This is a genomic window from Gimesia aquarii, from assembly GCF_007748195.1.
Classification (GTDB): domain Bacteria; phylum Planctomycetota; class Planctomycetia; order Planctomycetales; family Planctomycetaceae; genus Gimesia; species Gimesia aquarii.
Map to the genome: position 1 here is coordinate 6338520 of NZ_CP037920.1, position 13923 is coordinate 6352442.

The 13923-nt window shown below is 44.4% G+C and carries 9 protein-coding genes; 3 read left to right on the forward strand and 6 right to left on the reverse strand.

The annotated features are described in order from the left end of the window. Positions 1–39: 39 nt before the first annotated feature. The 3 genes from V144x_RS24235 to V144x_RS24245 all read right to left on the reverse strand — a co-directional run bounded on the left by V144x_RS24235 (position 40) and on the right by V144x_RS24245 (position 5591). On the reverse strand, positions 40–3225 hold the full coding sequence (locus V144x_RS24235; RefSeq protein WP_197998618.1) for a DUF1549 domain-containing protein: 3186 nt from the start codon (positions 3223–3225) through the stop codon (positions 40–42). A gap of 114 nt (positions 3226–3339) precedes the next feature. Then, on the reverse strand, positions 3340–5037 hold the full coding sequence (locus tag V144x_RS24240; RefSeq protein WP_144989095.1) for a FecR family protein: 1698 nt from the start codon (positions 5035–5037) through the stop codon (positions 3340–3342). Beyond that, positions 5034–5591, reverse strand: a complete 558-nt coding sequence (locus tag V144x_RS24245) for a sigma-70 family RNA polymerase sigma factor (RefSeq protein WP_144989097.1) — start codon at positions 5589–5591, stop codon at positions 5034–5036. Before V144x_RS24245 ends, V144x_RS24240 begins: the two co-directional genes overlap by 4 nt. Positions 5592–5967: 376 nt before the next feature. On the opposite strand from V144x_RS24245, the gene V144x_RS24250 reads away from it, so the two are divergent. Beyond that, entirely contained in the window at positions 5968–6972 is a 1005-nt protein-coding gene (locus tag V144x_RS24250; RefSeq protein WP_144989099.1) for a DUF1559 domain-containing protein, read from the forward strand. A gap of 201 nt (positions 6973–7173) precedes the next feature. Next, positions 7174–7608 (forward strand): hypothetical protein, encoded by a 435-nt coding sequence (locus V144x_RS24255; protein WP_144989101.1) that lies wholly within the window; start codon positions 7174–7176, stop codon positions 7606–7608. 15 nt (positions 7609–7623) lie between these two features. Here V144x_RS24255 and V144x_RS24260 read toward each other — a convergent pair whose 3' ends face one another. From V144x_RS24260 to coaD, 3 genes are all read right to left on the reverse strand, one after another. Beyond that, on the reverse strand, positions 7624–10695 hold the full coding sequence (locus V144x_RS24260) for a PVC-type heme-binding CxxCH protein (protein WP_144989103.1): 3072 nt from the start codon (positions 10693–10695) through the stop codon (positions 7624–7626). Between the two features lie 234 nt (positions 10696–10929). Then, on the reverse strand, positions 10930–11523 hold the full coding sequence (locus V144x_RS24265) for a thioredoxin family protein (protein ID WP_144989105.1): 594 nt from the start codon (positions 11521–11523) through the stop codon (positions 10930–10932). A 51-nt stretch (positions 11524–11574) separates the two neighbouring features. After that, positions 11575–12084, reverse strand: a complete 510-nt coding sequence (gene coaD / locus V144x_RS24270) for a pantetheine-phosphate adenylyltransferase (protein ID WP_232102858.1) — start codon at positions 12082–12084, stop codon at positions 11575–11577. Between the two features lie 258 nt (positions 12085–12342). Here coaD and V144x_RS24275 point away from each other — a divergent pair, with 258 nt between their 5' ends. Next, positions 12343–13674, forward strand: a complete 1332-nt coding sequence (locus V144x_RS24275; protein ID WP_197998619.1) for an alpha/beta hydrolase — start codon at positions 12343–12345, stop codon at positions 13672–13674. Positions 13675–13923 lie beyond the last annotated feature (249 nt).

The window sequence follows — 13923 nt, forward strand, 5'->3', positions numbered from 1 at the left end:
GATTATCTTTCCGCAATGGATTTCATTGGTCACGATTTATTAATCCAGATAGAGAAATTGATTGGAATTAAATAGCACATGACATAAATCTGCTAAAGCCTGTTGAGGTGCATCACTAGGTCCCAGAGATGTTTGAGCTGGGGGAGCGATATGCAGCCTATTCGCTATACTGTTTTTCAAAAGTCCCGTTTGATGATTGAATTGCCAGAAACCAACCACAGACGCAAGCGTTTTGGCAGGTTGATGGATCTGTAACTCGTCCTGACTCAAAGCAGAACGGGATATCCTGATATTATCTAAAAGGCCGTTCCATCTACTTCCAGAAGACTTATCACGACCTCCAAAGACAAGATTATTTGTAGGACGGTAGTCACTAACGACATTGTGTTTCACAGAGACACGCTCTAATGGTTTTTCGGAGAAAAGCTCCTTTACATAAAACTGAATTCCCGATTCACCCGTTTCAGAAATCTTCACTGACACAGCCATATAATAAGGCTGATTAAGTTCCAAATGAACATTCGAAGGAATGACTTCATATGTCAGTTTGCCCTCAGGGTTTTTGCCAACCAACTGTAAGATGAGATTCCGCGGTTTGTAGGCTGACTTCTGGCTGGTGACGCCTAACGACCAACCTTGATGTTTTGTATTCCCCGTCCATTGAGAGGCAATCGTATTCACGGCCGCATTTTCATAGATCGACTCTAATTGGATCGAGGCTTCAATCGTGAAGTCTTGATCGGGAAATGATTTCGAAAAGGGAACATTCAGAGTCGTCAACGTAGACCCCTTACCGAGTTTGACCGACTCGTTAGAAGTTTGTGCGATTTGGCCGATAAAGGTCTGTTGTTGTTGTTCAGCTTCTCCCTGAATTCGTTTTTCTTGTGTTTTCAGGAATTCTGACAATAAGTCAACGTCTGCCTTTTCAGGTTTTTTGCCATAAACCATTTGATGTAGATAAGCGATCATTTCGCGATCATTGCTAAATGACTTCGTCTTCAATATCCGCGCGAGTGCATTGGATCGTTTGAGGAACCAATCACCATTGATCATCATCAAAGCCTGATTGGCTGTTGTCGTGACATCTCGTTGTGCAACACTTTTGATTCCCCCAGGAAGATCGAACGCTCCCAGGACAGGGTCTTGCACATTTCGCTTCATGATTGTGTAGATACTGCGACGAGGCTGGGTCCCTTTTACGCTGGGTCCTCCCAATTTGGGATCGAGCTCACCAGAAATGAACAGTGCAGAGTCCCGGATATCTTCCGCATTCAATCTGCGAATGTTGCCACGCCAATACAGCCGATTTTGAGGATCTTTGAGTTTTGCTTTTTCAGCAGTAGGATGAAAAGCAGAAAGACGGTATGTCGACGAATTCATAATTAACCGATGCAGATTTTTGATACTCCAACCATGTTCCACAAAATAAGTGGTCAGCCAATCCAGTAATTCCGGATGGCTGGGAGACTCTCCCATATGACCAAAGTCATTTGAGGTAGAAACAAGTCCCGTACCAAAATGATACTGCCATACACGATTGGTAATGACGCGCGTCGTCAATCGATTTTGTGGATTGACCATCCAATTTGCCAAAGCGGTACGACGCCCCGATGACTGAGGAGCCGTCGAAACCGGTATAATTTCTGCTTTGCCAGGCTTCAGGAGAGAAAGAAATCCGGGAACAATCGGTGTATGTTGCGGATCGTCAGGGATTGTTGTGACCGGTACTGCTCCCCGTGAATCGGTCACACTCATTCCCATGGGTAATGGTTTTGGTTTTAAATCATCAAATGCCGCCAATTCTTTGAGCAGTGTACGGTATGTTTCACCATTGTCTTTTTTACTTTTCTTGAGAGCAGCAAGTGCTGCTTCCTGCTTGCCTTTGACTTGCCTGAGAACAAGATCCGCTAATTGGTGTTCCAGCGCAGTGCGTTCGAATTCCGGTTTTTGCATGATTTCCTGAATGTCAGCAGGAAACATTTTAATTTGATTTTTTGCCGCTTTTTCCACTGATGCTTGAGTCAATTCTTCAATCTTGGCACGAATCTCGGCTGTCTTTTCTTCCCAGATATTGAGCTTACGGTTGTACTCTCCCAGCTCTTGCGGTGTGACAAAAGGCACATCATCGCGAGGCATCAGAGGCGCAAAAAATGCCTGTAACCGGTAATAATCCTGATGCGGAATCGGATCAAATTTATGATCATGGCAACGTGCACAGCCCATGCTCATTCCCATGAAGACGTCACCGGTCGCGTCAGTAATATTATCGAGTATGTCGTTCCACTGGGTCCGTGCATCACGCTGATTATACTCATAAAGATAATGTCTGAGAAAACCGGTTGCCGCTAATGCTTCTGGATCTTCGGGAGCAATTTCATCTCCGGCCAGTTGTTCTCTCACAAAACGTGAATAAGGCTTGTCATTATTGAAAGCACGAATCACGTAGTCACGATAACGCCAGATTTCTGGACGAAACGCATCCTGATTAAATCCGTCCGATTCAGCATAACGCACAACATCAAACCAGTGGCGAGCCCATTTTTCACCATAATGAGGATTCTTCAGAAGTTCCTCAATCAATCGAGACCAGGCATCCGGCGAGGAATCATTCACAAAAGCATTGATTTGCTCGACAGTGGGAGGCAGGCCGATTAAATCGTAGTATGCGCGTCGGATCAATGTAGTACGGTTGGCTTCACCAGCGGGGGTCAGTCCTTCTTTATGCAAACGTTCAATAACAAACGCATCAATGGGATTTTTTGACCATCGCCGTTGATCGACTTGTGGAACCTGAGCTTTCTTGACTGGTTGAAATACCCAAAAGTTACGATCTTCTTCTGTAAAAAATGTCTCCGTACCGCGCTGTTTGATCACATAATTGGGACCTTCGGGCCAATACGCGCCTGTATTAATCCAATGAGTCAGCGCAGAAATTTCTTTATCAGATAATTTTTTTTCTGGCGGCATCTCAAAAGATTCGTAATTGATTGCTTCCACCAGCAAACTTTCATTTGCTTTGCCGGGAACAATTGTCGGACCGCTTTCTCCTCCTTGCAGCATCGCCTTCAGGGAATCAAGACGCAGTTCCCCTTTCTGCTTTTTCTCGCTGTGACACTCCAGACAATGTTTGATCAAGAGAGGACGAATCTCTTTTTCAAAAAAATGATTCTGTTTCTTGTTCGTTGGAGAATTTACTGACTCTGTGTTTTCTGCCGCATTTACCATGCAAGTAGAAATCCAAAGGAGTAGACTTACGACAAAGAATCTCATCAAACAGGCCACTTTCGTAAAGAAATACTGAATCTCAACAGGTTTCAATATTCTGATTATATCAAATAATTACTTGGAATGCTCTAAAGGAGGGAATCCGCCTATAAAAACAGGATCTACCGAATCTCTATCTCCATCGAGATCCTGAATAAATAATCCTTCAACCGTTTCACCTTCCGGAACCCCCAGATCGGACAGGTCGATCCCCAAAGCTAATGCCTTGGCTCCCACAACATGCCACTTACCACCGTTTCCTTTCGCAGATTCTAACTCGGTTAGAGAACGAACTCCTGTTTTTTGATTAAAAATATGTAACCAGAACTTCTCTAACAGTTTTGCTTCAGGAGATGCCAGATCGATATCAAATTGCTTAATTTGATATGTTTTCCGATTCGAAGTAAACGGTAGAGGAGTGACAAAAAAAGTATCACCGCCTGTGGGATGTACGATGACATGCAGGTCAAACAGGACAATATCGGGACCGTGATCATTGACAACGGGCTCTCGAAACCGAATTGCCATCCCTGGAGTATTAGGCTGATCGGGGTCTTCAGACTCGTTCATCACGGGAGGCCTGGTTAATGGCTTCGTTGAACCAAACGGGTTAACAACCCCCGTCACTAAACTTCGGTCCTGTTCCAGCAGATGCCTGCGCAAGGTCGCAGGGTCTCCATCAGTAGCAGGATCAATGCCATCGTTTCTGGCAATGAAAGATTTCCCTTTGTAGTGAGTCAGCTCAATACCAATCAAATCTTCGACTGGGTATTGATATGCGTTTCCACCTCTTTGAACAGTCACACTCGTTAAGTCTTCTGCCCCCTGATTTGGGCCTAATGTCGTTGTATATGAAATAATTCGATCAGGTAATTGTGAAACATATTGTTTACCGTCAAACGGAATTTCATCGACGACAACCCCATTATTGGTTGTGAATCGCTGTGCCATTCCTTTTGTCAAACGCTTTGTTTTGACTTTGGACTTGAGATCAACTTCAATTGGTCGTACGTCCGTTTCACCTTCGATAACTTGAACGTCAGTATTACCTGTTTCTGTCACATTCACTGAAAACCGGGTGCCATAATCAACGACATTAGAGAGTGGTGTTTCTATAGTAAAACCTTCCGCTCCTTCGGGGGCAAAGACCGAACAGGAGCCATAACGGACTGCCAGATGTTCCGCGCCTTGACTTTCAAATACAGCAGGGCCGACCAGAATCACTTCAGCACCGTTATTAAATTTAAATTGGATTTGCCCTTGAGAAATTGCATATTCCTGAGCAATTTCTATCGGTGACCCCACCTTAAGAAACGGTGCACCTTCCGCAAAACGAATTGCTGCAGTCTGAGTGACTTCGGCGACTTGCGTTTTATTGGCTGTAGTCGGTCGATCAGGCTGACTGATCTGTGGCGGTTCAATTGGTTTTTGAATTAGAAACAGCATCCCCACTACGATGGTAACACAAACGATTGAGACTAATCCCCATAGTGCTTGGGACGATTTGAACGCATTGCTTGTAAATGGCTTCGTTTGCGAACTTTGGATTATGGGCGTTGATAGTTGAAAATCAATTTCTGCTTCAGGTCGTTCGTCGTGGAGCCGTTCAAGGTTCAAGTGCAGTTCCAGATAGTTAAAATAATGCTGCCTTGCCTCCGCATCTTCTGCCAGAAGGTTTTCCAATGTTTGATGCTGTTCTGCTGTAATCGTTTGATTACATAGTGCCCCTAAAAGATCAAACAATATCTCATTTTGATTGTTTTTCTGGTTCATTTTCCCTCTCCTGTATAGGACAAGGTACGTTCAATACATTGAGTTAATTGTCGCCGAATCTGGTTGAGCCTGTTGTATAATGTTTGAATAGCGGAACCGGCTGCTTCTGCCACATCTTTGATAGCTGTCTGATTGCGATACACCTGATCGACTAAATCTCGATCTTTGTCTCTTAATTTTTGAATACAGTCCTGCAAAGCAGTGGCTCTTTGATTCAACTTTTTCTGGGAGATACCTGCCTTTTCATCAGCCAGCTGTTGAATCACATCATCCCGAAATTGTAACCGCTTTCGTTGCGCAACTCGAATAAAGTTTTTCACTTCATAGAATGCCACGCCACAAGCCCAAGAAAAGAAACTGCTGGAGTCGTCATACTCTGGGAATTTTCTCCACAAAATCAGGCTGGTTCGCTGAAAGACATCCTCTGCATCGTCCCGATTGGGTAGCAATGAATAAATGTACGAGTAAAGCTGATTCCGATGCTGTGTAAATACATTCAGGAATTTGACATGGAGATCGTCAGGCAGGGAGGCATCTTCTTGATGATTGCGCATAAAACAAAGGGATTCATGTTGTTCAAAACGAAGCTGGATTTTGACTTTAATCACAACAATTAAAGCTGCTATTAAACTATCGTACAAAAACTTGCCGACTTACTCCCCCGATCTGTGAAATCCACTCACAAATCTACCTAGGACAGTAAGGTAAAACCTCACAACTTGGGTTCAACAGTCTGAAAATAAGCTCTACAAGCCAATAACACATGAACACTCACATCTAATCTGTTCCAGTAGATTTCACTTTCCTGGAAAAAAACAGGTAAATCCCTGCTTCTGCATACGACAGCTTATTTAGGAGAACTTTTTCCTCATTTCCTCCTTTTTTGAAATTTCTTAAATCAACTCGAATTAGAAAGACAGGAACGACTCAATGAAGAACCAAAGTCGCTCGGCTGATCGGCGGGGGTTTACCCTGATCGAACTGTTGGTAGTCATTGCCATCATAGCCATTTTAATTGCCTTATTGTTACCTGCCGTTCAACAAGCACGAGAAGCCGCCCGCAGAAGCACCTGTAAAAATAATTTGAAACAAATCGGGCTGGCAATGCACAATTACCATGAAACCTTTCGTACGTTTCCTCCCGGGTATGTAGAAGAAATTCTTCCATCCAATGGGGGAGTGGTTGTTGATAATGAGGGACACTGGGCCTGGAACGCCTTGTTACTGCCTTATCTTGATCAGGCACCTCTGTTTAATCAGCTCAATGTTGGTACGATTCCTGTTTCGACCGTATTAAATACTGCAAGCCTGCGAGACACCATGCAACAAACACTGCCTGTATTCCGTTGTCCTTCTGACACCGGTCCCCGTATTCATGATGAAGCCGGTCGTAGAATTAAAGCGACGGGCGGCTCAGAGTATGGTCTGGCTGTGACGAATTATATTGCCTCCAATAACTCATATGGTTTGAAGAAGGATCAAGGAACCAACCCTACCAATACTGCTAACGGGGCATTTTTCCGAAATAGCAATGTTCGTATGCGTGATTTCACAGATGGCAGCAGCAATGTGATTCTGGCCGGAGAACGGGCCTATTCACTCGGTTCTGTAAAAGCATTTGCCGGTGCCCTGTATGCAGCCCGCGACTTCAACGCCACTGGCCCCGCCATCAGCTCGGATGGATCTGGTTCCAATCAAGGATTGATCTCCATTTTTGGGGGTGGTGCAGCGCCCATCAATGCGAATGCGTCAACAGGACAGGGGCGGATCGCGTTCAGCAGCCGCCATGTAGGTGGAGCCCATTTCCTGTTTGGAGATGGTCGTATTCAATTCCTCAGTGAAAATATTGACCATAATGCCTCAACGATTCCAGCCGACAGTACTCTGGAATACCTGATTGGCATCAACGACGGGAATGTGGTTGGCGAGTTTTAAGAAATCGTCTTAACTCAAAGAAACGTGATGAAACGGGGCAAGTAGGCGCAAACTACTTGCCTCGTTTTCGTTAATTATTGATTCGAGTGCAAGATTTGAAAGCAAACTTGTGTTTCCACGCCTGCCCTTCTATTATCGTCGACCAATAAACATGATTTGATTTTATCTTTATTGTCAATATTTAATTTTAAGGAAACATCAATGAAACCAGCAACAACTTGGAGTATCGTCTTTCTTTTCAGTTTGATTTGCATCATCGGCTCAGGGTGTGGCAGCCAGGCAAGCGACCAACCCGATTTAGGATACGTAACGGGTACAGTCACCATGGATGGAACAGCACTTCCAGGAGTCATGGTCATCTTCAGTCCTGAAAAAGGCCGATCGTCCATGGGAACCACAGATTCTGAAGGGAAATACGAGTTGATTTATGTTGGGGATACAAAAGGAGCCAAACTGGGCAACCATAAAATCAGCATCACGACTGTTCAAGAGGGTAACTCGGAAGAATCAGGAGAAGAGGCAGCAACAGAATTCAAAGAAACGATTCCAGCAAATTACAATACCAAAACAACACTGACAGAAAGCGTGAAAGCCGGTGATAATGTGTTTGATTTCGATCTGACGTCGAAAAAATGAATCTTTATCACGTTTTCATTTTTTCAGATTCATCAAGTAAGCGATCAAGTCTGCCATCTCCTGGGCCTTGATTTTCTTTTCAAGGCCCTCCGGCATCAGTGATTTACCGGAACTCTTAATTTCATCAATATTCTTGCGTAGTATTGTGATCTCTTTGTTCTCTGCTTTTTTGAGCGTAATACTGGAAGGGGTCTCATTCACAATAATACCGGTTTCAATCAAACCGGCATCCGTCACCACAACATATTCGAGATAGTTCGGTGAAACTTCTTTGTTAGGATCCAGTACATGTACCAGAATTTCTGGAGCCGTCCTGTTTTTGATCGTGGCCAGATTGGGACCGACTTCGTAACCTTCGTTCCCCAATTTATGGCAGGTGAGACAATCCCGCTTGAAGACAATTTTTCCTCGGTTCAGATCGCTTTGCAAAGAGAGGGCTGGTTGATATTGTGCAATAATTTCTTTACGAGGACTGAGAATGTCTCCTTCAAAAAATTGAGCCGCCTGCTTTTTGATCTCTGGATTCGAACTTTTCATAAGAATAGTCCGTCTCACCTGTGGTATCTGACTGATGGCAACCGTTCTTTCTGAAATTGCAGCAAATAGTCTTAAAATCCAGTTCTGTCTCCTTAATAACCGATTGACGATCTCTGTTCTAACATTGGGAGTGAGAGAAGGATATCGCTTGAGTAACAGATCAGCAACTTTTGTGTCAGTAAAGCTGGTTAACGCTTCGACAACAGAGACTTGAATCGCTTGCGGCTCTCGTGCATCCAGTAGTGGCAAGAGCGTTGTCTCTGCCATTGTCAAATCGGTACAACTTAATAAATCAATCGCCTGTTGACGTACCTCAACAGTTTTGTCACGATCAGCGGCTCTCTGTTTCGACTGTCCGATCAAATGGCGAATGAGTCGTGCTGAATCTGAATTTTCAGCTTCAGTAAATTTGAGAAGTGTTTTTCCACCACGTTTTAATCCCTGGCCAATCGCCAGGACGGCTTGCGTTTGAACTTCTTCTGTACGCTGAATTTGATTTGGATATTGATAACTGGCAACGATTCCAAGAATCATATTTACTTCCGGTACCAGCTGTCTCGTGCCAATGACATTTGACAATTGATTTAAGAGTGGTTGTGCTTCAGGGCTGGCAGCAAATTCCACATCGGCCAATAGATTCTTTAAGAAAGGCGCAGTTGAATCAGACAAAGAACTCAGCACAGCGGTCCGAATCCAAAAGTCACTATGATCACGGCGCACGATTTGATACAAGGATTTTGCCGCTTGAGGATGATCAACTTCTCCAAGGGTAAAAGCAGTTTGAAAGCGAACTCGTGGATCTTTATCTGAAGCCAAGGCCAGGACACGGTCTCGCAGTTTTGTATTCTGATTTAACATTGGTTCGGCAAGACGAATGGCAGCACGTCTAATTTCTGGTTCTTTGTCGTTCAAAGCTCTCTGCAAGTTTTCCTCAGTTAAAGCGTTTAAACCTTGCAGGGACCAGAGAGCGTGGAGTCTCGCCAGAGCAGATGAACTATTCTTCAGCAACTTTCTGAGTGGTGGTACGGCCGACTGATCCTGTCGTTCAAAGATCAGTCGATGCGCAGTGTCGCGCCACCATACATTCGGATTCTCTAATTCGGCAACGAGTGTTTCAATATCTGCCGAACCAAGGCGTGGTAACCGAGGTTTTTGATAGTTTCCAGGATATTCTGGAGGAACCAGACGATAGATGCGACCTCGATCACGACCACTGGTCAAATCTAAATGCGCCTTGATATCATCGGGAATCGACCAGGGATGTTCGATATTTTCTCGGTACATATCTAACGCATGCAGTGTGCCATCAGGTGCATTCAGAAAGTTAACGGGGCGAAACCAGTTATCAGTGGAAGCAAGAAATTCCACGTCGTCGTGCGCCCGTCTGGCTTTGAATGTGACGCCATCTGGTGTCACCCGATAACGCATTACTAAATTTCCAGCGACTTCACCAATGAATGCATTTCCATAATACTCTTTTGGATAAGCGGTCCCTCGATAGATCGTCGCGCCAGCCGAAGAAGTTACAAAGCCTGTCGCGTTTTTTTCACTTCGTGGAGAGCGTGAATTGGGATCAGAAGCCAGACGTTGTGCATTGATGACTCTCCAGGGTTCGGCAGGGCTCACGCGAAAAACAGAAAGAGTATCGCCGGCTTCGGCAACGTCATTGATAGCAGATGCAACCGGTAAATACCGGTTGCGAACCAGATATTTTGTGGGTAGCACAATATGCATCAAGGGATTTCGGATGTTACAGATGAAACGATTTCCCCAGTCATCAAATGTATTTCCAAAACGCGCTCCCCCGGAAATGACTTCAAATGTCTCAGTTTCGGCATCAAATCGAAAATCACGCCGTCCCATATTAATCGGGTCTGTTTTAGTCAGCCCACTAGCCTGGATGCTTCCCCCGTTACTCCCACCTGCACCATAGATCTGATGGTCCAGCCCCCATTTCAGGTTATTCATCACAGCCTGCACATTAAACTTGCGAAATCCGGTAAAGACTTTGCGTTTGATATCCGCTTTGTGGTCACCATCAGTGTCTTTGAAGTACCAGACATCAGGAGTAGCAGAAACGTAGACTCCCCCTTTCCAGAACGCCAGTCCGGTAGGCCATGATAATTGGTCGGCAAAAATCGTCGAACGATCAAATTTACCGTCGCCGTCAACATCTTCTAACACGCGTACTTTGCCAATGGCCGCCGATTTCTGTTCGGCCCAGGCTTCATCTTTAGACTTATCCGTATAAGGATAATCATTCATCTCGATGACATATGCCAAACCATTTTCGTCATACTGCATCGCCACCGGATCAGTCACCAATGGTTCTGCCGCCAGCAACTCCATTTTAAAACCATTTTGTAATCGAAAAGTTTTCAAGGCATTTTTAGCAGTCGTGGGCTCTAAACGTGGTAGTTCATCAGCCAGAGATTGCGGTTTCGCATTCTTTTTTTCAGCGGAGTTGAGTCGTGTTGAGGAAGAAACAAGAAATCCGAGAGCAACCACAGCCAAAATGAATCTTGTCTGTCTGACAACCAGATTTCTCATAAGAAAACTCCTCAGTATTTTTTATTTAAAACTTTTGCAGAAAATGCGACTACCAATCAGCTCAGTGCTAGCTGCCACTTTAAGTAAGAATGTTAAATAATTGTAAACGAGGGGACAAACACATCACAAGCGAGAATCGAGAAATACAGAAAGATCGGAGTTTGCGCAAGTCATAAAAAAACTCTCTTCACCGCAATAATGAAGAGAGTTGAGTCACATGATTCAAACCAGTGATCAGACAGCAGGCTGACCGGTAAAATATTCTGGCTCTTTGCCTTCCTGCCATTTAATATTACAGCCAATGCTGGGTTTTTGGTCCGTAGTAACAGGGGCACCAGCGAGAACAGCATCGCAGGCCGCACGTAAATCTGCTCCGCTAATTGGTTTCTCATTTCCAGGGCGGCTATCATCAAACTGTCCTCGATAGACGAGTTTTTTCTCCTGATCGAACAGAAAGAAGTCAGGAGTACAAGCAGCTTTGTATGCTTTTGCGACTTCTTGAGTGGGATCATATAAATAGGCGAAGTGGTAGCCAGCTGCTGCGGCCTCTTCAACCATTTTTTCCGGGCTATCATCTGGATGCGTAGAAACATCATTGGAGCTGATACCCACAACTCCCAACCCCTTCGCCATGTATTCATCAGCAAATGAAGCCAATGCTTCTCGAAGATGAACGACAAAAGGGCAATGATTACACATAAAAATAACCAGTAAACCTTTGGAATCCTGATAATCGTTGAGGGACACAGTTTGCCCATCAACGTTTTTCAATGAAAACTCAGGGGCTTCAGTTCCTAATGGCAACATCGTCGAAGCAGTTTTTACCATCGATAGTTCTCCTTATTCAATCTACAAACAAAGCAGATGCAGATCTTTACTTTAAGTGTTTGAATTAAATTTTTCCAGTAACGGACTGACTACCAGCTTGGGGACGAAGTCGTTTAATTTTTCTTCAGCAACATCCCCGCCCAGTTGAGCGATCTGTTTGATCAAAGAACTGGAAATATGAGTATATTTTTCACTGGCCATCAAAAAGACGGTTTCAATTTCCGGTGCTAAAGTCCGGTTCGCCAGCGACATCGTAAATTCCGCTTCCACATCTGTCAGAGTCCGGAACCCTCTGAGCATCACCCCACCGCCGCATTCTTGTACAAAGTTGACAGCCAAACCCTGAAAATATTTGACTTCAACATTGGGTAAAGGCGCAAGAAGTTCGTTCAGCATCTGCTGGCGTTCTTCAGGTGAGAATAAGGGTTTCTTGCCTGGGTTGATTCCAATGCCTACAGTGACTTTTGTGTAAATCCGGGCACCGCGCTCAAGAATATCGAGATGCCCCAATGTGGGCGGATCAAAACTGCCAACATACACAGCATGATGTGGATCGAGCATGTTCGTCACAAAACGGCCTTTCTCTCATAATTCCTGCCAGATTCTGAATTTATTGTAACTGGATTCATGGTCGATCCAAACGGACAGAATCGAATTTCTTACACGAATCGAAAGATTTGAGAGAGATGCATACAGTCAATTGCAAATCTACCTTAATCGGAGTGTAATGGATCATTAAGAGTATCCTGACACTGGTGCTCTATTTAATTCAGACTACTCATTCCACCAAGTGAAATCCTATTTCAGGGGTATTATAAAATGTGTTTCTCTCCTTGTCGCTCAATCATTCACATCGCATCGTGGGGCATGATGCTGATATTGACTGCCAATTTCGCCCTGGCGGCCCCCAAAAAACTCGAAGAGATTTCCAAGCTCCTGAAAGAACCGAAAAATAAAAAAAATCAGAAACAGGTTCTCGACTTCTTTCAGAAACGCTACCAAAAGGAAAAAGATCTCACTAAGGGGACCCATCGCCACTTAATCGAAAGAACTAGTGACGGCGGTGGATTTGCCGGTTGGTTTTTGAAAGCAGATCCGAATGCTGAAGTGATTATCTATGCGGAAAATCACCGCCAATGGCCCATGATTGCTTTAGGCGATTCAGGCTATTTTGCCCGTGTGGAACGATTTCCGAATTTTTCTGCTGCCCATTACCGATATAGCGTTAACGGCCGCCGCTTACCTGCAGGAAGGTACAGTCGATTTGGATTTGAAAGTTATGAATGGAAACCCGAAAGCCTTCGCCAGCCTGGAGTTCCACAAGGCAAACTTATTCAAATGCCTCCTTTTAAAAGCACCAAACATTATCCGGGAACAGTCAGGGACTGGTGGGTGTATGTGCCTGCTCAGTATTCAAAATCAAACGCCCCTGCCAAATTGATGGTCTTCACAGATGGTCGCGGGTATTGCCACGGCGATGGGAACGCGACAATCGTACTCGACAACCTGATTCATGCCCAAAAAATTCCAGTATCTATTACAGTCTTCATTAATCCCGGAGTGATTCCTGCCAGTACGAAAGGGAAACCGGATGTCAGAAACCGCAGCAATGAATACGACACCTGCACTGGTCAATATGCCACCTTTTTAGACGAGGAAATGCTCCCTCTGATTCGCAAACAATATCATATTTCAGACAAACCGGAAGACCATGTGATTTGTGGTGCCTCATCAGGAGGTAGCTGCGCGTTCACAGCTGCCTGGCACCGGACCGATTTATTTCAGAAGGTCATTTCCTTTGTAGGTAGTTTTTGTGATTTCCGCCGAATTGAAGATTATCCCTCCCGAGAAAAGAACGTCATTCCTCTCAATCAATTTGGACCATGGAAAACAGCCCACGATTATCCTGGCCTCATTCGCAAGCAAGATCCCCCCAAACCCATCAAAGTATTTTTGCAAGACGGAGATAATGATCTAGATAATAAACTGGGAAACTGGTTTCTGAATAACGAACGGATGGCCGCCGCGCTGGCGTATAGTGGATATGACTACTGGTTTGTAACCGGGCATGGTATCCACAGTAGTAGACATGGCAAAGCTGTACTTCCTGATGCGCTGGTCTGGATCTGGAATTCAAAACAGAGCAAGTAATAGGATACTCGTTCACAAACTAGGTTTTTCTTGCGAAATGAAACATTCATTGTGATTTTTATTTGACGATCGCGGTGTTGGTCGATAAATTTACATTATTAAAAATAGAATGAGTAGATAGGAATTTCTTCTTTGAGCGACAGGAACCTCAATTAAGTGATTTGCTTCGTGATGGGAGTAAGAGTTTTAAAGCTCTCTCACTAAAAAATTAGAATAACATGAAATGGATTTGTGTTCTGCGTCGAGCGG

What these genes read in the sequence shown, in the direction of transcription:
- V144x_RS24245 (WP_144989097.1), bottom strand. Translation starts at nt 5,591, where the DNA reads ATGCGCAATCATCAAGAAGATGCCTCCCTGCCTGACGATCTCCATGTC.
- V144x_RS24265 (WP_144989105.1), bottom strand. Translation starts at nt 11,523, where the DNA reads ATGGTAAAAACTGCTTCGACGATGTTGCCATTAGGAACTGAAGCCCCT.
- V144x_RS24235 (WP_197998618.1), bottom strand. Translation starts at nt 3,225, where the DNA reads ATGGTAAATGCGGCAGAAAACACAGAGTCAGTAAATTCTCCAACGAAC.
- V144x_RS24255 (WP_144989101.1), top strand. Translation starts at nt 7,174, where the DNA reads ATGAAACCAGCAACAACTTGGAGTATCGTCTTTCTTTTCAGTTTGATT.
- V144x_RS24275 (WP_197998619.1), top strand. Translation starts at nt 12,343, where the DNA reads ATGTGTTTCTCTCCTTGTCGCTCAATCATTCACATCGCATCGTGGGGC.
- V144x_RS24260 (WP_144989103.1), bottom strand. Translation starts at nt 10,695, where the DNA reads ATGAGAAATCTGGTTGTCAGACAGACAAGATTCATTTTGGCTGTGGTT.
- V144x_RS24240 (WP_144989095.1), bottom strand. Translation starts at nt 5,037, where the DNA reads ATGAACCAGAAAAACAATCAAAATGAGATATTGTTTGATCTTTTAGGG.
- coaD (WP_232102858.1), bottom strand. Translation starts at nt 12,084, where the DNA reads ATGCTCGATCCACATCATGCTGTGTATGTTGGCAGTTTTGATCCGCCC.
- V144x_RS24250 (WP_144989099.1), top strand. Translation starts at nt 5,968, where the DNA reads ATGAAGAACCAAAGTCGCTCGGCTGATCGGCGGGGGTTTACCCTGATC.